Origin of the sequence: Streptomonospora halophila, from assembly GCF_039542725.1 — a bacterium.
Classification (GTDB): Bacteria; Actinomycetota; Actinomycetes; order Streptosporangiales; family Streptosporangiaceae; genus Streptomonospora; species Streptomonospora halophila.
Genome location: NZ_BAABIK010000007.1, coordinates 72153 through 89021 on the forward strand (window position 1 = coordinate 72153; position 16869 = coordinate 89021).

General features: G+C 75.8%; 19 protein-coding genes. 10 read left to right on the forward strand and 9 right to left on the reverse strand.

The window, feature by feature from the left end:
* Positions 1-54 precede the first annotated feature (54 nt).
* From ABEA15_RS08200 to ABEA15_RS08210, 3 genes are read left to right on the forward strand one after another with little or no spacing between them, the layout of a single operon-like run.
* Positions 55-741, forward strand: a complete 687-nt coding sequence (locus ABEA15_RS08200) for an SRPBCC family protein (RefSeq protein ID WP_345556137.1) — start codon at positions 55-57, stop codon at positions 739-741.
* Positions 738-1433: a DUF4166 domain-containing protein gene (locus ABEA15_RS08205; RefSeq protein ID WP_345556138.1), complete on the forward strand. Its 696-nt coding sequence runs from the start codon at positions 738-740 to the stop codon at positions 1431-1433. The genes ABEA15_RS08200 and ABEA15_RS08205 overlap by 4 nt, the downstream gene beginning before the upstream one ends.
* Before the next feature lie 8 nt (positions 1434-1441).
* Positions 1442-2089 carry a TetR/AcrR family transcriptional regulator gene (locus tag ABEA15_RS08210; protein WP_345556139.1) on the forward strand — a complete coding sequence of 216 codons (648 nt, stop codon included), beginning with the start codon at positions 1442-1444 and terminating at the stop codon, positions 2087-2089.
* Positions 2090-2108: 19 nt separating this feature from the next.
* Here the strand turns inward: ABEA15_RS08210 and ABEA15_RS08215 are convergent, their stop codons facing one another.
* Positions 2109-2876 (reverse strand): SDR family oxidoreductase, encoded by a 768-nt coding sequence (locus tag ABEA15_RS08215; protein WP_344143101.1) that lies wholly within the window; start codon positions 2874-2876, stop codon positions 2109-2111.
* Between the two features lie 73 nt (positions 2877-2949).
* Positions 2950-3780 carry an alpha/beta fold hydrolase gene (locus ABEA15_RS08220; RefSeq protein WP_345556140.1) on the reverse strand — a complete coding sequence of 277 codons (831 nt, stop codon included), beginning with the start codon at positions 3778-3780 and terminating at the stop codon, positions 2950-2952.
* An 88-nt stretch (positions 3781-3868) separates the two neighbouring features.
* Between ABEA15_RS08220 and ABEA15_RS08225 the strand changes: the two genes are divergently transcribed.
* Both ABEA15_RS08225 and ABEA15_RS08230 read left to right on the forward strand, forming a co-directional pair.
* Positions 3869-4414 carry a CGNR zinc finger domain-containing protein gene (locus tag ABEA15_RS08225; RefSeq protein WP_344143103.1) on the forward strand — a complete coding sequence of 182 codons (546 nt, stop codon included), beginning with the start codon at positions 3869-3871 and terminating at the stop codon, positions 4412-4414.
* A gap of 150 nt (positions 4415-4564) precedes the next feature.
* The gene (locus ABEA15_RS08230) at positions 4565-5929 is read left to right on the forward strand and encodes a dicarboxylate/amino acid:cation symporter (protein ID WP_345556141.1); all 1365 of its coding nucleotides are present in this window, start codon (positions 4565-4567) and stop codon (positions 5927-5929) included.
* Between the two features lie 111 nt (positions 5930-6040).
* Here the strand turns inward: ABEA15_RS08230 and ABEA15_RS08235 are convergent, their stop codons facing one another.
* Entirely contained in the window at positions 6041-6256 is a 216-nt protein-coding gene (locus ABEA15_RS08235; protein WP_345556142.1) for a hypothetical protein, read from the reverse strand.
* Positions 6257-6324: 68 nt separating this feature from the next.
* Positions 6325-7185: an RpnC/YadD family protein gene (locus tag ABEA15_RS08240; RefSeq protein ID WP_345556143.1), complete on the reverse strand. Its 861-nt coding sequence runs from the start codon at positions 7183-7185 to the stop codon at positions 6325-6327.
* A 694-nt stretch (positions 7186-7879) separates the two neighbouring features.
* Between ABEA15_RS08240 and ABEA15_RS08245 the strand changes: the two genes are divergently transcribed.
* Both ABEA15_RS08245 and ABEA15_RS08250 read left to right on the forward strand, forming a co-directional pair.
* On the forward strand, positions 7880-9550 hold the full coding sequence (locus ABEA15_RS08245) for a CocE/NonD family hydrolase (protein WP_345556144.1): 1671 nt from the start codon (positions 7880-7882) through the stop codon (positions 9548-9550).
* A 38-nt stretch (positions 9551-9588) separates the two neighbouring features.
* Positions 9589-10542, forward strand: coding sequence for an AraC family transcriptional regulator (locus tag ABEA15_RS08250; protein ID WP_344143108.1), 954 nt, complete (start codon positions 9589-9591; stop codon positions 10540-10542).
* A gap of 34 nt (positions 10543-10576) precedes the next feature.
* On the opposite strand, the gene ABEA15_RS08255 is transcribed toward ABEA15_RS08250, so the two are convergent.
* Positions 10577-11581, reverse strand: a complete 1005-nt coding sequence (locus tag ABEA15_RS08255; RefSeq protein WP_345556145.1) for a Gfo/Idh/MocA family protein — start codon at positions 11579-11581, stop codon at positions 10577-10579.
* Positions 11582-11713: 132 nt separating this feature from the next.
* On the opposite strand from ABEA15_RS08255, the gene ABEA15_RS08260 reads away from it, so the two are divergent.
* Positions 11714-12070, forward strand: coding sequence for an MmcQ/YjbR family DNA-binding protein (locus ABEA15_RS08260; protein ID WP_344143110.1), 357 nt, complete (start codon positions 11714-11716; stop codon positions 12068-12070).
* Positions 12071-12101: 31 nt separating this feature from the next.
* On the opposite strand, the gene ABEA15_RS08265 is transcribed toward ABEA15_RS08260, so the two are convergent.
* A complete protein-coding gene (locus ABEA15_RS08265) occupies positions 12102-12491 on the reverse strand; it encodes a hypothetical protein (protein ID WP_345556146.1) in 390 nt (129 codons plus the stop codon).
* A 180-nt stretch (positions 12492-12671) separates the two neighbouring features.
* Here ABEA15_RS08265 and ABEA15_RS08270 point away from each other — a divergent pair, with 180 nt between their 5' ends.
* A complete protein-coding gene (locus tag ABEA15_RS08270; RefSeq protein WP_344143114.1) occupies positions 12672-13436 on the forward strand; it encodes a phytanoyl-CoA dioxygenase family protein in 765 nt (254 codons plus the stop codon).
* A 239-nt stretch (positions 13437-13675) separates the two neighbouring features.
* Entirely contained in the window at positions 13676-14320 is a 645-nt protein-coding gene (locus ABEA15_RS08275) for a LysE family translocator (RefSeq protein WP_345556147.1), read from the forward strand.
* Positions 14321-14377: 57 nt separating this feature from the next.
* On the opposite strand, the gene ABEA15_RS08280 is transcribed toward ABEA15_RS08275, so the two are convergent.
* From ABEA15_RS08280 to ABEA15_RS08290, 3 genes are all read right to left on the reverse strand, one after another.
* The gene (locus ABEA15_RS08280; RefSeq protein WP_345556148.1) at positions 14378-15109 is read right to left on the reverse strand and encodes a PIG-L deacetylase family protein; all 732 of its coding nucleotides are present in this window, start codon (positions 15107-15109) and stop codon (positions 14378-14380) included.
* A gap of 351 nt (positions 15110-15460) precedes the next feature.
* Positions 15461-15943 carry an anthrone oxygenase family protein gene (locus tag ABEA15_RS08285; protein ID WP_345556149.1) on the reverse strand — a complete coding sequence of 161 codons (483 nt, stop codon included), beginning with the start codon at positions 15941-15943 and terminating at the stop codon, positions 15461-15463.
* Entirely contained in the window at positions 15936-16754 is an 819-nt protein-coding gene (locus ABEA15_RS08290) for a Rossmann-fold NAD(P)-binding domain-containing protein (protein ID WP_345556150.1), read from the reverse strand. Before ABEA15_RS08290 ends, ABEA15_RS08285 begins: the two co-directional genes overlap by 8 nt.
* Positions 16755-16869: the final 115 nt, after the last annotated feature.

The window sequence follows — 16869 nt, forward strand, 5'->3', positions numbered from 1 at the left end:
TTTAGGCTGCCGTTTGAGCGACCGCTCAAAAACGTCTCTGCCGGGAGGTCGGCCGTGCAGCTGTATGTGGAGACCGCCATCGCCGCCCCGATGGAGCGGGTGTGGCGCCGCACCCGCGACCCCGCCCAGCACCGGCGCTGGGATCTGCGCTTCTCCTCCATCTCCGCCCTGGACGGCGACGCCGGGCACGCCCAGCGCTTCGCCTACGCCACGCGCCTGCTGCCCGGGGTGGTGATCACCGGGACCGGGCACACCACCGCCGAGCGCGCCCGCGCCGACGGCATCCGCACCTCGGCGCTGCGCTTCGCCTCCGACCACCCGCTGAGCCCGATCGCCCGCGGCGGCGGCCACTGGCGCTACACGCCGCGCCCCGGCGGCGTCGACTTCGCCACCGGCTACCGCTACCGCCCCCGCTGGGGCCGGGCCGGCCGGGCGGCCGACGCCGTGATCGTGGGGCCGCTGATGGGCTGGGCCACCGCCTGGTCCTTCGACCGCCTGCGCCTGTGGTGCGAGGAGGGCACCGCGCCCGAGCGGCTGCGCGGGCGGGCTCTGGTGAATGCGGGCCTGCGCGCGCTGGTACCGGCGGCCGCCGCGACGGCGGTGCTGGGCTGGGCCGTGGCCGCCCTGGCCGCCGCGGCGGTGCTGCTGCCGGTGCCGCGCGGCGTCCCCGCGGCGCGGCGCTGCCGCCGCCGGCCCGCCGCGCCCGCACCCGTCCGCGCGGGGCGGGAGGCCGTTCGATGAGCGCCGCGGAGACTCCCCCGCTGTTCGTGCGCGCGCTGGGCGCCGACTTCCAGCGGCTGCACCCCCGGCTGCAGCACCGCTTCTCGGCGGGGCTGTCCACGGGGCGGGGCTGCGTGGGCCGCGGCGTGATGCACCGCGTCTGGCACGGCCGGTGGCCGGTGCGGCCGCTGCTGGCGCTGGGCGCGCTGCGCAACGTCCTGCTGCCCGAGGCCGGGGAGAACGTGCCCTTCACCGTGGTCAACGCGCCCTACCGCGACTCGTTCGGCCGCGAGGCGCTCACCTTCGTGCGCAGCTTCGCCTTCCCCCAGCGCCGGCGGCGGTTCGACGCCCACATGGTCTACTCCCCCGAGCGCGGCTGCATCGTCGACTACCTGGGCACCCACCAGCACCTGGCCACCGATCTGCATGCGGCGGCGGGGCCCGGCGGGGAGCTGCTGATCGAGTCGGGCCGCCACCGGCTGCGCGAGGGCCCCGTCGACGTGGGCGTGCCCGCGGCGCTGGCGGGGCGGGCACGGGTGCGCGAGTCCTACGACGACCGGGCCGGGTGCTTTCGCATCGCGGTGGTGGTGGACAACCCGGTCCTGGGGGCGCTGTTCGGCTACGAGGGCTGGTTCGAGGCCGACTACCCCGATGCGGCCGCGCTGGGGCGGTGCGCCGGTCTGCGGGCGGTGCGCGAGGAGCAGCGCGTATAGTTCGGCCCATGAGCCAGGAGACCCGCACCCGGCTGCTCGCCGGGGCTTTGCAGACCCTGGTGGAGCACGGCATCGCGGGCGCCTCGGCGCGCACCATCGCGGCCGCGGCCGGGGTCAACCAGGGCCTGGTCTTCTACCACTTCGGCAGCGTGGACAACCTGCTGGCCGAGGCGTGCCGCTACGGCGCCGGGCAGCGGGTGGCGCACTACCGCGAGCGGTTCGCCGCCGTGGCGAGCCTGGACGAGCTGGTGGAGCTGGGGCGCGCGGTCCACGCCGAGGAGCGGGCGGCCGGGCATGTGGCCACCCTGGGCCAGCTGCTGGCGGGCGCCCAGAGCCACCCGCGCCTGGCCGAGGCCACCGCGGCGGGGCTGGAGCTGTGGATCGCCGAGCTGGAGCAGGTGCTGGGGCGGGTGCTCTCGGGCGGGCCGATGGCCGACCTGGTGGATGTGGGCGGGCTGGCGCGGGCGGTGGCGGCCGGTTTCGTGGGGCTGGAGCTGTACGAGGGGGCCGATGCGGCCGGCGCCGAGCGGGCGCTGGCGTCGCTGGAGCAGCTGGCCCGGACGGCGGCCGTGGTGGAGGAGATGGGGCCGCTGGCGCAGCGGGCGCTGCGCGCCCGGCTGCGGCGGGCGTCCTCGGCGCCCGCGCGCCGGGGGTAGCCGGCCGCGGGGTGCGGGCTCAGGACAGGCCGCCGTTGCTGGCGATCAGCTGGCCGTTGACCCAGCCGCCGCGGGGTGAGCAGAGGAACCCGATGAGGTCGGCGCAGTCCTGGGGGGTGCCGAGCCGGCCGAGCGGGGTGGCGCTGCGCAGGTGTTCGGCCAGTTCGGCGCTCATCCAGCCGGTGTCGACGGGGCCGGGGTTGAGGGCGTTGGCCGAGACGCCCAGGTGCGCCAGTTCGGTTGCCGCGGCCAGGGTGATGCGCTCCAGTGCGCCTTTGCTGGCGCCGTAGGGCAGGTTGTGGGCGGTGTGGTCGCTGGTGAGGGCGATGATGCGGCCGGCGCCGTGGGGGGCTTGCAGGCGCAGGGCGTACTCGCGGATGAGCAGCCAGGCGGCGCGGGTGTTGACGGCGAAGTGGCGGTCGAAGCTGTCGAGGGTGGTCTCGAGCAGGCCGGAGTCCACCGACTCGCAGTGGGCCAGGACCAGCGCGGTGGCGGGGCCCAGGCGCTCGGTGACGGTGTCCATGAGGCGGGCGGGGGCCTGGGGGTCGGCCAGGTCGGCCTCAACGCCCAGGGCGCGGACGCCGTGGTCGGTGATGGCGGCGTGCAGGGCGCGGGCGGCGCCCTCTTCGGCGCCCCAGGGCATGCGGGCGTCGTAGGGGCGGTAGTAGGTGAAGGCGACGTCCCAGCCGTGGGCGGCGAGGGTGCGCGCGGTGGCGGCGGCGATGTTGGAGGTGCGTCCGGCCCCGGTGACCAGCGCGACGGGGCGGATGGCGGTGTGGGCGTCCATGGGCGCCATCTTCGCCGCAGCCGCGGCGGGGCGCACCGGGTTTTCCTTGCGCCGCCCGGCGCCACCGGGGCGGTCAGCGGCCCAGGAAGTCGGTGATCAGGCCGGTGAGCTGGGCGGGGGCGTCGTGCTGGATCAGGTGGCCGGCGCCGGGCACGGTGTGCAGGCGGGCGTGGCCGATGGCGCGGGCCAGGCGGTGGCCGGTCGAGGGCGCCAGCCAGGCGTCGTTTTGTCCCCACACGACGGTGACGGGCATGGGCAGGCGGTGCAGGTCGTCTTCGATCTCGGCGGTGTGGCGCTCGTCGGCCTGGGCGATCTGGCGGTAGAAGGCGGCCTGCCCGGTCGCGCCGAGCCAGGGGTCGGCGAGTTCGGCGGCGTCGGCGGCGCGCAGGGGGCGGTGGGCGGCGGAGGCGATGTAGGCCTCGACCAGGGCGCGGTGCATGGGTGCGGGCAGGGCGGAGAAGACGTCGGGGTGCGCGGCGACGAGGCGGAAGAGGTCGCTGCCCCAGGGGCGCAGGCTGACGGCGTCGACCAGGGCCAGGCGGCTGTAGGCGGCGCCGTCGAGCAGGGCGCTGCGCAGGGCGACGGCGCCGCCGAAGTCGTGGGCGACCACGGCGGGGGCCTCAAGGTCCCAGTGCGCCAGCAGCCGGGTGAAGGCCTGCTGCTGGACGGCGAGGCCGACGTCCTGGTCGGGGTGCATCTGGGAGCGGCCGTAGCCGGGCATGTCCCACAGGTAGACGGTGTGGCGCGGGGCCAGGGCGGCGGCGACGTCGCGCCAGACGGCGGAGGAGAAGGGGGTGCCGTGCATGAGGACGACGGCGGGGCCCTCGCCGATGCGGGTCCAGGCGATGCGGCCGTTGGGTGCCTCGAAGGTCTCGGTGAGTGCGGTGGCGGGTGTGTCGGTCACGGCCCCTCCCCTTTCGTTACCGTCTTTGCGGATATGGCGGTAACGGTAGCAGTTACCGGCATGGCGTGCGAGGCGGTAACATCGCGGGGTGGTCTACACGCGTCCCTGCGCACCGGGCGAGCTCGCCCTGGTCGAGTCGTTCTGCAACACCGCCGCCTTCCTGCACGGCACCGACGCTCTGGCCGACAGCGCCGGCGCCCGCGCCTGGCTGGGCGGGCGGGGCTTCGCCGCCGGCGCTCTGGCGCCGGGCCAGGCGCAGCGGCTGCGCGGGGTGCGCGAAGCGCTGCGCGACCACCTGCAGGGCCGCGCACCGGGCCCGGCCAGGGCGCGGCTGAGCGCGGAGTCGCGCGCCCTGCTGGGCCCGCCGCGCTGGCGCGCCGACGAGCCCGCGCCGCGCCTGCTCGGGCCCGAGGCCGAGGGCGCCCAAGGCGCGGAAGGGCTGCTCGCCGCGGTGCTGGCCGCCCTGGCCGCCGCCGAGATCGGCGGCCGGCGCGACCGGCTGAAGGTCTGCGCCGCCCCCGAGTGCCGGTGGGTCTTCTACGACCGCTCCCCCGCCAACTCCGGTAGCTGGTGCAGCATGGAGATCTGCGGCGCCCGCCACAAGATGCGCTCCTACCGCACCCGCCGCGGCTGAGCCCGCCCGGCCCCGCGCGCCGCTACCGGATGTAAAGCATCGGTTGCGATACGCGCGCCGGCGGTGCCCGGGCCCCGCCCGCGGGAAGTCACCCCAGCGAGGCGGCACACCCCCGCCGCCGCGTATACGAGCGCAAAGGACGACGTTTCCATGGCCGAGCACCCTTCGAGAACGCCGGGGAGATCCCTGTGGCGGCGCTACCTCGACTTCCCGCTCATCTACAAGCTGGCGATCGCCCTGGTGGCCGGCGCCGCCACCGGGCTGCTGGTGGGCGAGCCCGCAACCGCGCTGCAGCCGCTGGGCGACGTGTTCCTGCGGCTTCTGCAGATGCTGGTCATGCCGCTGGTCGTGCTCACCCTCATCGCCGGCGTCTCCTCCATCAGCCCGGCCCGGCTGGGCGGCATCGGCCTCAAGGCGCTGGTGTTCTACCTGGCCACCTCCGCGGTGGCGATCACCGCCGGCATCCTGCTGGCGCTGGCGGTCTCCCCCGGCGCCGGGCTGGCCGCGCCCGGCCAGGCCGAGCAGAGCCCCGAGAAGGCGCCGCCGGTGACCGAGACCCTGCTCAACGTCATCCCCGAGAACCCCTTCGCCGCCCTGGCCGAAGGCAACGTGCTGGCGGTGATGTTCGCCGCGATCGCCGCCGGCATCGCGCTGGCGTTCATGCGCGCCGGCACCGACGAGCGCGTGCGCGGCCTGGGCGAGCTGCTGCGCCGCGGCGTGGACGCGGGCGTGGAGCTGGTGTTCCTCATCGTGCGCGGCGTGCTGCAGTACGCCCCGGTGGGCGTGTTCGCGCTGATCGCCGTGGTGATGGCCGAGACCGGAGCCGACGCGCTGCTGCCGCTGGCCAAGCTCACCGCCGTGGTCTACGGCGGGGTGGCCGTGCAGATCGCGGTGTATGTCGGGCTGATGGCGCTGTTCGGGATCGGGCTGCGGCGCTTCTTCAGCGCGGCGCGCGAGCCCATGGTGACGGCCTTCGCGACCCGCTCCAGCAGCGGAACCCTGCCGGTCTCCACCCGCGCCGCCCGGCGCATGGGCGTCGACGAGGGCGTCTACGGCTTCACGCTGCCGCTGGGCGCCACCGTCAACATGGACGGCACGGCGATCTACGTGGGCGCGGCCACCGTCTTCGTCGCCAACGTCGCCGGAGTCGAGCTGACCGTGGGCCAGCTGCTGATGGTGGTGCTGGTGGGCGTTCTGGCCTCGATCGGCACGGCCGGGGTGCCGGGGGCGGGGCTGATCATGCTCTCGCTGGCGGTGACCCAGGCGGGGCTGCCGTTCGCGCCGGTGGCGCTGGTGGCCGGCATCGACGCGATCCTGGACATGGTCCGCACCATGTGCAACGTCACCGGGGACCTGACGGGCACCCGCATCATCGCCCGCACCGAGCGCGGGATGATGCACGAGCCCGAGGAGGCCGCCGACTCGGGCCGGACCCAGGGCGCCGCGCCCGAAGAGCGCGCCCAGGCCGCCTCACCGGGTCCCGCCGAGGGTTCGGCGCCGCACCCGCCCGGCTGAGCCGGCGGGGACCTGCGGTCGGCGGCGCCTGATCCGAGCGCGCCGCCGACCGCAGGCGGCCGCCGCAGGCCGGGGGGAGCGCCGGCCGTGGCAGCGGCCTTCCGGAAAGCCTCAGCGGAACAGCTCGTCGACGGAGTCGACCAGGGCGGCGCGGTCCAGCCAGGCGTCGAGCCGGTCCAGATCGGTACAGGACGAGATGCGCTCCCGCGCCTCCTCCGGCACGGGGATGCCCCGGGATTCCAGAACCCGCAGCACCACCGTGGCCATCCCCTTTACGAAGCCCTTGGCTTCGCCCCTGGCCTCGCCCTTGGCTTCACCGATGGCCACGTATTTGCGTGCGAACTCGCTGCGGTACTCGTCGGCCGCCGGGGGCCACAGTGGGACGGCGTCGCCGCTCACGCGAACAGCTCGTCGACGGAGTCGACCAGGGCGGCGCGGTCCAGCCAGGCGTCGAGCTGATCCAGATCGGCGCAGGACGAGATGCGCTCCCGCGCCTCCTCCGGCACGGGGATCCCCCGGGATTCCAGAACCCGCAGCACAGCCTTGGCCTCGCCCCTGGCCTCGCCCTTGGCTTCGCCGATGCCCACGTACTTGCGGGCGAATTCGCTCTGGTAACTCTCAGTGGTTCGCATGAGTTCGTCCCAATTCCGTCGAGCCGCGCCGGACAGCGCCGTGGCCACGAAGTCATAGTAGAGCTTGAACAGTTCCTTAGGCACGGAATTCAGAGCTTCGGCGCAGGCCACGATGGTGCGCATGTCCTCTCCGCCGTGCGCCAGAGCCGAGAGGATCGCCAGTTCGGGCACGGCGACGGCTTCCTCGATGGAGGTCACCACCGGTGTCCGGTCCTCACCCAGCACCAGCGGAACCAGGTGCCAGTTCGGATGGCCCATGTCGATGGGCTGGCCGGCCCACTTGGCTGTGGCCGGGTCGGGGCACATCACCAGCAGGACCGCCGGGCACTCCAGGCGGGAGCGCAACGTGGCGAGGTAGACGGGCCAGGTGTAGCGCTTGCGCTCGTCGGTTCTGCGCTGGACCTCGGTCACCACCGCCAGCCGGTCGACTCCGGCGTTTCTGAGTACGACGACCCCGTCGGGGCGGTACTCCCGGGGCTGGTTGTCGGTGCAGTCGCCCGAGGCCAGGTGGGTCTCGTCGTAGTCGGGGACGCAGATCCCGAAGGAGCGCTCCAGCAGCAGCGCCGCCAGTTCGGGACGGTTGCGCAGGAACTCCAGCGGCATCTCGTGCTCGGTGGTGGGCATGGCAGGAAGCTACCGGGGGTGTGCGCGCCCCTGCGGACGATTCCGCGAATCCGCCGGGGATGCCGAGATATCCGCGGTCACCTGGGCCGTCCGAATTGCGGAGGCGGCGTGTGGGCCGCGCCGCCGGCGCAATTGCGCGGGTGCGGACCTGGTCGGCGACCTGGGCGGGCGTGTCCCCCTCCGGCGAGTGCGGTGCCGGCGCCCCCACCGGCTCGCAGGCGGCGCGGGTGCCGGCACCGCCCCGACCGAAAAACCTCCCCCTTGCGCCGCGCGAGCAGCGCCGGCGACACATCGTCCGGATGTCGTCGGCGCGGTCGCCGAGTCCGGTGCCAAGGTGACCATCGTTTGAGCCCGGGGGCTTCGCCACCGGGGACGGCGCGATCCCGGATCCGCTCCACGCCGGGCCCATGGCCCGGATCGACCGGCTCACGACCTGAGCCGACGGGCAGGGCCCCTCGGCGGAGGCTCAGCAGGCCGCACAAGGCGGCTCGGTGACCGGGCCGGAGCCGGCGCGGTCGCGCCAAGGCGAGACCCGGTTCAAAACGGCCCGGACGCGGCCCTGTGGCGGCCGCACTCGGACATCCTCATGGTTTCTGAATGTTCAGAATTTTCTGAAACTTGGATATGCTGGGCTGGATCGCTACCGCAGTGCGGGGGCCGCGACGGCCCCCGCACGCCGCCGTGAGGAGTCACCGTGCCCTGGTCCGACCGCGGCGCCGGCTGGAAGGCCGGCCTGCCGCCCGTGCGCTGCCCGCGCATACTCGTCCGCCGCGGGCTGGCGATCCCCCTGCCCGGCGGCGGCCGACTGCTGGCCGACCGCTACCATCCCGCCGACGACGAGCGCGCCCCGCTGGTGCTGATGCGCACCCCCTACGGCCGCCGCTCCGGCGCCTGGACCGCCCGGCTCATCGCCAAGCGCGGCTACCAGGTGCTGATCGTCGCCACCGCGGGCACCGGCGGCTCCAGCGGCCGCTTCCGCGGCTGGCTGCTGGACCCGGGCGAACCGGGCGCGGTCATGGACTGGCTGCGCACCCGCCCCTGGTTCTGCGGGGCGATGGCCACCTGGGGCGCCAGCTTCCTGGGCTACACGCAGTGGCAGATGGGCGCCGAGGCGATCGGCGAGTGGCGCGCCGCCCTCATCCAGGACGCACCGCCCGAGGTGTACTCGACCTTCCTCTACCGCGGCGGCGTTCTGGCGCTGGGCGACTGGCTGCGGTGGGTCCAGCAGATGAGCTCGCTGGGTCGCGCCGGCGGCGACCCCTCGCTGCTGCGCGGTGCCGCGGCCCTGCTCCCGGCGCTGCTGCGGGGCCGGCGCGCCTACGCGCACCTGCCGGTGAGCGAGGCCGACCGGGTCCTGGCCGGGCACAGGATCGACGTCTTCCAGGAGTGGCTCGCCCACCGGCGCCCCGGCGCGCTGTGGCAGGCCATGGACCACACCGCCAACGCCGAGCGCCTGCCGCCCCTCGTCCACCTGGCCGGGGGCTGGTACGACCCGTTCCTGCCCGGGGTGCTGGAGGGCTATGCGGCGCTGCGCTCGGGCGAGAGCGGCGCCCGCCGCAGCGTGCGGCTGCTGATCGGGCCCTGGACGCACGGGTGGGGCCTGTTCACCCGCACCTACATGAGCGAGGCCTTCGCCGTTCTGGAGCACGCCCTGCGCGGCGGCCGAGCGCCCGCCGAAGGCGTGCGGGTGTGGGTGGGCGGCGGCGCCGGGCGCTGGCGCGACCTCGACGCCTGGCCGCCGCCCGAGCGGACCCCGACACCGCTGTTCCTGCACCCCGGGGGCCGGCTGGGCCGCCGGCGCCCCGGCGCGTGCGCGCCCACCCCGCTGCGCTACGACCCGGCCGATCCCACCCCCTCGGTGGGCGGTCCGGTGCTCTTCGGCGGCGGCGCGAAGGACAGCCGCACCCTGCTGGGCCGCGCCGACGTGGCCGCATTCGCCGGACCCGAGTTGGAGGAGGCGGTCGAGGCGGCGGGCCCGGTCTCGGCGCAGGTCGACGTCTGCTCGGAGCTGGAGCACTGCGACGTGTTCGTGCGGCTGTGCGACGTGGACCCGCAGGGCCGGTGGGTCCACGTGTGCGACGGCATCGTGCGGCTGGAGCCCGGCGGCCGCGGCGGCGAGGAGGCGGGCTCCGCCGGCGGCGCGGGGCGGGTGTACCGGGCGCGGGTACGGATGTGGCCCGCGGCCCACCTCTTCGCCCGCGGCCACCGCGTGGGGGTGCTGGTGACCGGTGGCGCCCACCCCCGCTACGAGCGCAACCTGGGTACCGGCGACCAGTCGGGCACCGCGATGCGAACCAACGACCTGCGCATCCTGCACGACGGCGCGCACCCCTCGGCGGTGGAGCTGCCGCTGAGCACCGCGTGAGGGCACGCGCCGGGGCGCGCGGCGTCTAGGCTGCCGGTGTGGACGCTTTGGCCGGCCTTCTCGACGGGCCCCGCGCGCGGGGGGCGTTCCTGTGCCGTGTGGCCATGGACCCGCCCTGGGCGGTGCGGGTGCAGGACCGCGCCCCGCTGTCGCTGGTGGCCCCGCGCCGCGGCGAGACCTGGGTGGTGCCCGAGGGCGGCGAGCCGTGCCGCGTGCCGGTGGGCGGGGCGGCCCTCATGCGCGGGCCCGCCCCCTACACCTTCGCCGACGACCCCGGCACCGCGCCGCAGGTGTTCATCGAGCCCGGGGAGCACTGCACCACGCCCCAGGGAGAGCCGCTCTCGCAGGTGCTGGGGCTGGGGGTGCGGCTGTGGGGCAGCCGCGCCGACGCCCACGCGCGGCTGCTGGTGGGCACCTACCGCATGGGCGCCCAGATCGGCCACCGGCTGCTGAGCGCGCTGCCCGCGGTGGTGGTGCTGGACGCGGGAGCCTGGAGCGCGCCCCTGCTGGGCGACATCGACGCCGAGCTGGACCGCGACGAGCCCGGCCAGGACGTCGTGTTGGACCGGCTGCTGGACTTGCTGGTGATCTCGGCTCTGCGCTCCTGGTTCGCCGAACCGGGACGCGCGGTGCCGGGCTGGTACCGCGCCCAGGGCGACGCGGTGGCCGGGCCGGCGCTGCGGCTGCTGCACGAGTCGCCCGAGCGCCCCTGGACGGTGGCCGAGCTGGCGGCGGCCGCGGGGGTGTCGCGGGCGACGCTGGCGCGCCGGTTCACCGAGGCGGTGGGCGAACCGCCGATGGCCTATCTGACCGGGTGGCGGCTGGAGCTGGCGGCGCAGCTGCTGCGCGAGCCCGAGGCCACCGTCACCGCGGTGGCGCGGCGGGTCGGCTATGCCACGCCGTTCGCGCTGAGCGCGGCGTTCAAACGGGTGCACGGCATCAGCCCGGCCCAGCACCGCGGCCGCGTCGGCGCGGCGCCGGCCGGGTCCTGAGCACCGGCCGCGGGCGCGCGGGCGGGGGTGTGCGTCAGGTGTGCTCGCCGGGGTAGGCCACGCCGATGCGCTCGCGCGCGGCGTCGAGGGCCTCGGCGATGCGCACGCTCTCCCGCCAGCTCATCAGCGGGCTCTGCCGCTCGCCCGCGCGCAGCCGCCGGTGGACCTCCATGACCTCGTACTCGAACCCGTTGGCCGTGTGCGGGTAGTCGTAGCGCTCGGGGTCGGCGCCTTCGCGGTGCAGCACCAGCCCGGTCGGGCAGAACCAGTCGGTCAGGGCGATGCTGCCGCGGGTGCCGACGATGTCGGCGCGGCGCGGGATGGGCGCCTCGATCGAGCAGCTGAGCACTCCCAGGGTGCCGCCGCTTCCGGTCACCGTCATCGCGACCTGGGAGTCGACGCCGGTGGGGGCCTTGTGCGCCTGGGCCTGGATCGAGGTGAACGCGCCCAGCACCATCGAGGCGAAGGCGACGGGGTAGACGCCCACGTCCAGCAGCGCGCCGCCGGCCAGGTCCGGGGAGAACAGCCGGCCCTGCGGGTCGTAGTCCATGCGGCCGCCGATGCCGGCCTGGACCATGCGGATTTCGCCGATGGCGCCCTCGGCCAGCAGGTCGCGGACCTTGTGGGTGGCGGGGGCGAACCGGGTCCACATGGCCTCCATGAGGAACCGGTCGGCGCGTTCGGCGGCCTCGACCATCGCGGCGGCCTGGCCGGCGTTGACGGCCAGCGGCTTCTCGCACAGCACGTGGCGCCCGGCTTGCAGGCACTGCACGGTGGGCTGGTGGTGGATGTTGTGCGGGGTGGCGACGTAGACGATGTCGACGCCCTCGTCGGCGGCCAGATCGGCGTAGGTGGCGTGGGCGCGGGGGATGTCCCAGGTGCGGGCGAAGCGGTCGGCGGTGGCGGCGCTGCGCGACCCCACCGCCACGACCTCGGCGTCGGCGACGGCGCGCAGGCCGGTCATGAAGCGGTGGGCGATGGCGCCGGTGCCGAGGATGCCCCAGCGCACGGGGGTCTGGGGGGAGATGTCGTTGGTCACCGCAGCAGCCTATTCCAGGGGTGTCGGGGGCGGAGGGGGCGGGCGCACGCCCGCGGGGGTCGGCACGGTCGGGCGCAGCGGGCCCGCGGCGGGTGGCCGCGGCAGGTGCGGGGCAGCCGAAAGGAGCGGGCGATGGCGGACTGGGACGACGTGGTGGCGCTGGGGCGCGGGCTTATGGAGGTGGAGGAGTCGACCTCCTACAACACCCCGGCGCTGAAGGTGCGCGGCAGGCTGTTCGTGCGGCTGCGCAGCGAGGCCGAGGGCGCCCTGGTGGTGATGTGCGGGCTGGATGAGAAGGAGGCGCTGCTGGCCTCGGGCGATCCGGCGTTCTTCACCACCGCGCACTACGACGGCTACGGGGCGGTCCTGGTGGACCTGGAGCGGGTGGGGCACGGCGAGCTGGCCGAGCTGGTGACCGAGGCGTGGCGGATCAAGGCGCCGGCGCGGCTGCGGCGGCGGTTCGACGCCGGCCAAGCGCCCGGCCCGTGACCGGCGGCGGTCGAGGCCGCGGTCGGGGCGGTCAGCGGCGCCGGTACCGCGCGGGCGCCGCGGCGGGGATGTGGCGCAGGCTGTAGGCGCACACCGCCGCCCACCCGGCGGCGGCCGCGCCGATCTTCAGCCGCTGCTCGGCGCGCGGCAGGCGGGTTCCGAAGACGACGGCGTCGCCGAGGTCGCTGGCCACGCGCGCGGCCACCGCCGCGCGCATCGCTGCGGGGCCGGGCGCACACAGCATCAGCGCGCCCAGCGCCATGTCGCGCACACCGATCGCATGCATGAGCAGCCTGATGTCGTGCGGGACCTGCCCGTCGGGACCGGCGTGGCCGCTGGGGCGGGCCATCAGGTGCGGGCGGGCGATGATCGCGGCGCTGAAAGCGATCGTCACCGCCCCCAGCAGGCGGGGGACGAGCATGGCGCCTCCTCGTGGCGGTCGGGTCCGCACTCTGTGGGGCTTGTGCCCGCAGCCCGCACCGGCCACACCGGCCGCGGCCCACAGCCGCCGGGCGCGGGGGAAAACCGCTTGCGAGGCGTGTGCGGCGCTGGTGGGCTTGGGCGGTTCCGCTTCTACCGCCGACCTGCCGACAGGGGTGACATGTTCAGCGACGCCGACGTCGAACGCTTCGTGGACGAGGGTTTCGTGCATCTTCCCGGAGCCGTGCCGGAGGCGGTGACCGCGGCCTGCCGTGCGGAGCTGTGGCAGGCCAGCGGCTGCGACCCCGAGGACCCCGCGACCTGGACCCGGCCGGTGGTGCGGGTGCCGGGGCTGTCCAGCGCGCCGTTTCGCGAGGCCGCCAACACCGACGCGCTGCACGCCGCCTACGACCGCCTCGCCGGCGAAGGCCGCTGGCAGGCGCCCCCGGGGCTGGGCACCTTCCCGCTGCGGTTTCCCAGCAGCGAGGACCCCGGCGACGCCGGATGGCACCTGGACGCCGGCTGCACCGACGACGCCGGCGGCTACCGGGTGACGCTGCGCTCGCACGGGCGGGCGCTGCTGATGCTGTTCCTGTTCACCGACGTGGCCGCGGCCGACGCGCCCACCCGCATCCGCGCGGGCTCCCACCGCGACGTCGCGCCGCTGCTGGCCGGATTCTCCGAGCCGCCGGGGCGGGAGTGGTTCGACCTGTGCGGCGAGGCCGTGGAGGCCAGCGCCCACCGCCCGGTCGTCGATGCCGTGGGGCGGGCCGGCGACGTCTTCCTGTGCCACCCCTTCCTCGTGCACACGGCCCAGCCCCACCACGGCAGCGCACCGCGGTTCATCGCCCAGCCGCCGCTGGCGCCCACCGCCCCCCTGGACCTGCGGGCGTCGGAGCCCACCCCGGTGGAACGCGCCGTCCAGCAGGCGCTGGCCGGCGCTTAGGTCGAGAGTGTCCGGGGGGTTCTGCCCCCGGGAGGGCTTCGCGTTTCCCGCCGCGCCGACCGGATGCCCGGGGAAGGCACCCGGTCGGCGCGGCCGTCCCACACGGCTTTGCCGGGCCGCGCCCGGGCGCAGGGGAAATCGGATGTGGCCCGCGGCCGGGCCGGAGTAGGATCGGCCGGTCGCCGTTCTGCGGCGCCGCGGGCGGGGTCGGGGTCGGGGTATGCGAAACGGGGGTGCCGATGCTGGTCGATCCGCAGGTGGTCGCGGCCTTCTGCCTGGCTGCGCTGCTGATGTCGCTTGCGCCGGGCCCCGACATGATGTTCATCACCGCCACCGGCCTGTCGTCGGGGCCGCGTGCGGGGCTGCTGGCGGCGGTGGGGGTCTCGGCCGGGCTTGCGGTGCACACCAGCGCCGCCGCTCTGGGGCTGGGTGCGGTGCTGGAGGCCTTCCCGGCAGCGTTCACCGCGGTGCGGATCGCGGGCGCCTGCTACCTGGTCGTGCTGGCGGTGCTGGCGTTTCGCGACGCCGTGCGGGCCGGGGCGGCCGCAGGCGCCGCGCCCCGGGCCGCGGGCGGCGCGGGGCGGTTGCGGGTGTTCGTGCGGGCGATGCTGACCAACCTCGCCAACCCCAAGGTCATCGTGTTCTACCTGGCGTTCTTCCCGCAGTTCATCGACCCCTCCCGCGGGCACGTGGCCGCCCAGTTCTTCCTGCTGGGGGCGCTGTTCATCATGGTGGGGCTGTGCGTGGACGCCGCCGCGGGCCTGCTCTCCGGGCGGCTGGGCGACGCGCTGCGCCGCCGACCCCTGGTCCAGCGGGTGCTGCACGCGTTCTCGGGCACCGTCTTCGCGGGCTTGGCGCTGCGGTTGGCCGCCGACTCCCGCTGAGCCCGTTCGGAGGCCGCGGCGCGGCGGCGCCCTCTGTCCGGTCTCTCGGTCGGGTCTCTAGCGGGGGAACAGTTCGAAGGACACGGCCGCACGCCCGCCGAAGCGCGCGGCGGTGTCGCCGGTGGCCCGGCCCAGGAACCCGCGGACGTAGGTCTCGGGGTCGGCGTCGGTCAGGGCCTCGATGTAGGCGCGGTGCTCCAGCAGCGAGCGCACGGCCCGCTCCATTCCGGGTCCGGCCTCCACGGCGTGGGTGGGCCGGGGCGAGGCGGCCACCGCGACCCAGCGCACGCCCTCCCACGGCGGCAGGCCCTGCTCGGCCAGCTCCGGGAAGATCCACCGGTTGCCCGCGTCGGCGGCGGCGTCCAGCACCGCCCGGCCCACGGCCCTGTGGTCGGGGGTGTTCCAGGAGGTGCCGCCGAAGGTGTCGCGGTGGTTGAGGGTGACGACCAGTTCGGGGCGGTGCCGGCGGATGGCGGCGGCCACGTCGCGGCGCAGCGCGGGGCCGTACTCGACGACGCCGTCGCGGTGGTCGAGGAACTCCACAGACGACACGCCCACGACGGCGGCACTGGCCCGCTGCTCGCGCTCGCGCACCTCGGCGGCGCGGGCGGGTTCCATGGTGGCGATGCCGGCTTCGCCGCGGGTGGCCAGCAGGTAGGCGACCTCGCGTCCGCCGTCGACCCAGGAGGCGATGGCCGCGGCCGCGCCGTACTCCAGGTCGTCGGGGTGGGCGACGACGGCCAGGGCGCGCTGCCAGTCGGCGGGCATGGGTTCGAGCCGGTCGGTCACGGCGGGTCCTTTCGCGCGGGAGAGTCGGGCGGGTGCGGGCCGCACCCGGTGGCGGGCCGGCGCCAGCCTATGCCCGAGCAGGTCACAGCCGCCGTCGATCGCGATCGGGTGGCCGCGTCGTCCGCCGGGGCCCGGGGGTTCGGGCACCGCGGCGACCGGCGCGCGCCCGCCGACTCGTCCGCGTGGCGGCTCCGCTCGGTGTCGCAGGAGCGCGGGGGTGCGAGGCGGTCGGTGCGCATCGCCCGCTCCCCTTTCGCGCCGCTCCGCGCGGCCCTTGAACCATCGTGGCGCGCCGGTCCGGGCGGAGCCGGCCGGGATTCTCGCCCCGGGAACATCCGGGGGCGGAGGCCCTCAGGCGGTCAGCGCTGTTGCCGCGCAGGCCAGTGCCGCGACCGACAGCGCCGCCCGCAGCACGTTCCAGCGCACCCAGGCGGCTTCGAAGGCCCGGCGGGCCCGGGCGGCCCGGTCGGGGTCGGCGGGGTGCCCGGCCCGCTCCAGCGCGTTGTTGAGCGGCACGTTGAGTGCCATCGTCACGGCGATCACCGCCGCCACCAGCGCCAGCGCCGCGCCCAGCCACGCCGCCGCGGCGCCGTCGGCGCCCAGGTGCACGGCCGCGGCCGCGGCCAGCAGCACCGGCGTGCCCGCGAAGACCGCGGCGAAGACCGGGTTGAGGATGGCGGCGTTGATGCGCTGCATGGCTTCGACGAACGCGGTGTCGCCGGCGCGCGCCAGCCCGGGCATGACCGCGTAGGCGAAGGCGGTGAACAGCCCCGCGAACAGGCCGGTGTCCACCGCGGCCGCCACCAGCGCCGCCTGCCGCACGATCTCAGGCACCGGTCGCCTCCGTGCGGGCGGTGTGCCAGGCGCCGGCCGCCGCGGCGCCGCGGGCGAAGTCGGCGAAGTCGCGGGGCTCGCGCCCCAGCGCCTGGCGGACGCCGTCGGCGGTGGGGGTGTTGCGCCCGCCGAGCACCTCGCCCAGCAGCGCGGACAGGGACTCGGCGAGGGCGGGGTCGGCCCCGTCGGCGACCAGGCCGGCGGCGAACTCGCGGGTGGTGGTGGGCCGGTAGGCGAGGTCGAGGCCGGCGGCGGCGCCGATCTCGGCGAGCGCCCGGGCGAAGGTCGGCGGCCGGGGGCCCGTGACCTCGTAGACCCGCCCGGCGCGGTCCGGCTCCAGCAGGCCGGCGGCGGCCACCGCCGCGACGGCCTCGCCGCCCGACACCGCCGCGGCCAGGAAGTCCTCGGTGAAGTTTTGCATCAAGAAGCTGGAGCGCACGACGGTCCAGGCGGCGCCGGAGGCGCGAAGCGCCTGCTCGCTGCGCAGGGCGCCGGGCTCGCCGCGGCCGCTGAGCAGCACGAGGTGAGCGACGCCGGCCGCGGCGGCGGCCCGGGCGAACCGGCCGATCACCGCGTCGGCGCCGGGAAGTCCCACGTCGGGGGCATAGGCGATGTAGGCGCTGGTGGCCCCTTCCAATACCGGGCCCCAGGTGGTCTCGTCCTGCCGGTCGAAGCGGGGCCGGCCCGAGCGCGAGCCGATGGGCACGGCTCGGCCGGACTCGGCCAGCAGCCGCGCGACGCGGCGCCCGGTCTTACCGGTGCCGCCCAGCACCAGCGTGGTGGATGTGCGGGTGTGCGTGTCGGTCGTCATGGCAGCCAGTCAACGCCGCCGGGCGGGTGCGGGCCATGGCCGACATGCTCGTCGGCATACGCGCGCGTCTCACCGGGGCGGTTGGCGGCGCGGCCGCCGTTTGGCATGCTGCGCG

Coding starts and splice junctions, on each gene's coding strand:
- ABEA15_RS08205 (WP_345556138.1), top strand. CDS start 738: ATGAGCGCCGCGGAGACTCCCCCGCTGTTCGTGCGCGCGCTGGGCGCC.
- ABEA15_RS08210 (WP_345556139.1), top strand. CDS start 1,442: ATGAGCCAGGAGACCCGCACCCGGCTGCTCGCCGGGGCTTTGCAGACC.
- ABEA15_RS08215 (WP_344143101.1), bottom strand. CDS start 2,876: ATGGACGCCCACACCGCCATCCGCCCCGTCGCGCTGGTCACCGGGGCC.
- ABEA15_RS08230 (WP_345556141.1), top strand. CDS start 4,565: ATGGCCGAGCACCCTTCGAGAACGCCGGGGAGATCCCTGTGGCGGCGC.
- ABEA15_RS08240 (WP_345556143.1), bottom strand. CDS start 7,185: ATGCCCACCACCGAGCACGAGATGCCGCTGGAGTTCCTGCGCAACCGT.
- ABEA15_RS08260 (WP_344143110.1), top strand. CDS start 11,714: ATGGCGGACTGGGACGACGTGGTGGCGCTGGGGCGCGGGCTTATGGAG.
- ABEA15_RS08265 (WP_345556146.1), bottom strand. CDS start 12,491: ATGCTCGTCCCCCGCCTGCTGGGGGCGGTGACGATCGCTTTCAGCGCC.
- ABEA15_RS08270 (WP_344143114.1), top strand. CDS start 12,672: ATGTTCAGCGACGCCGACGTCGAACGCTTCGTGGACGAGGGTTTCGTG.
- ABEA15_RS08275 (WP_345556147.1), top strand. CDS start 13,676: ATGCTGGTCGATCCGCAGGTGGTCGCGGCCTTCTGCCTGGCTGCGCTG.
- ABEA15_RS08290 (WP_345556150.1), bottom strand. CDS start 16,754: ATGACGACCGACACGCACACCCGCACATCCACCACGCTGGTGCTGGGC.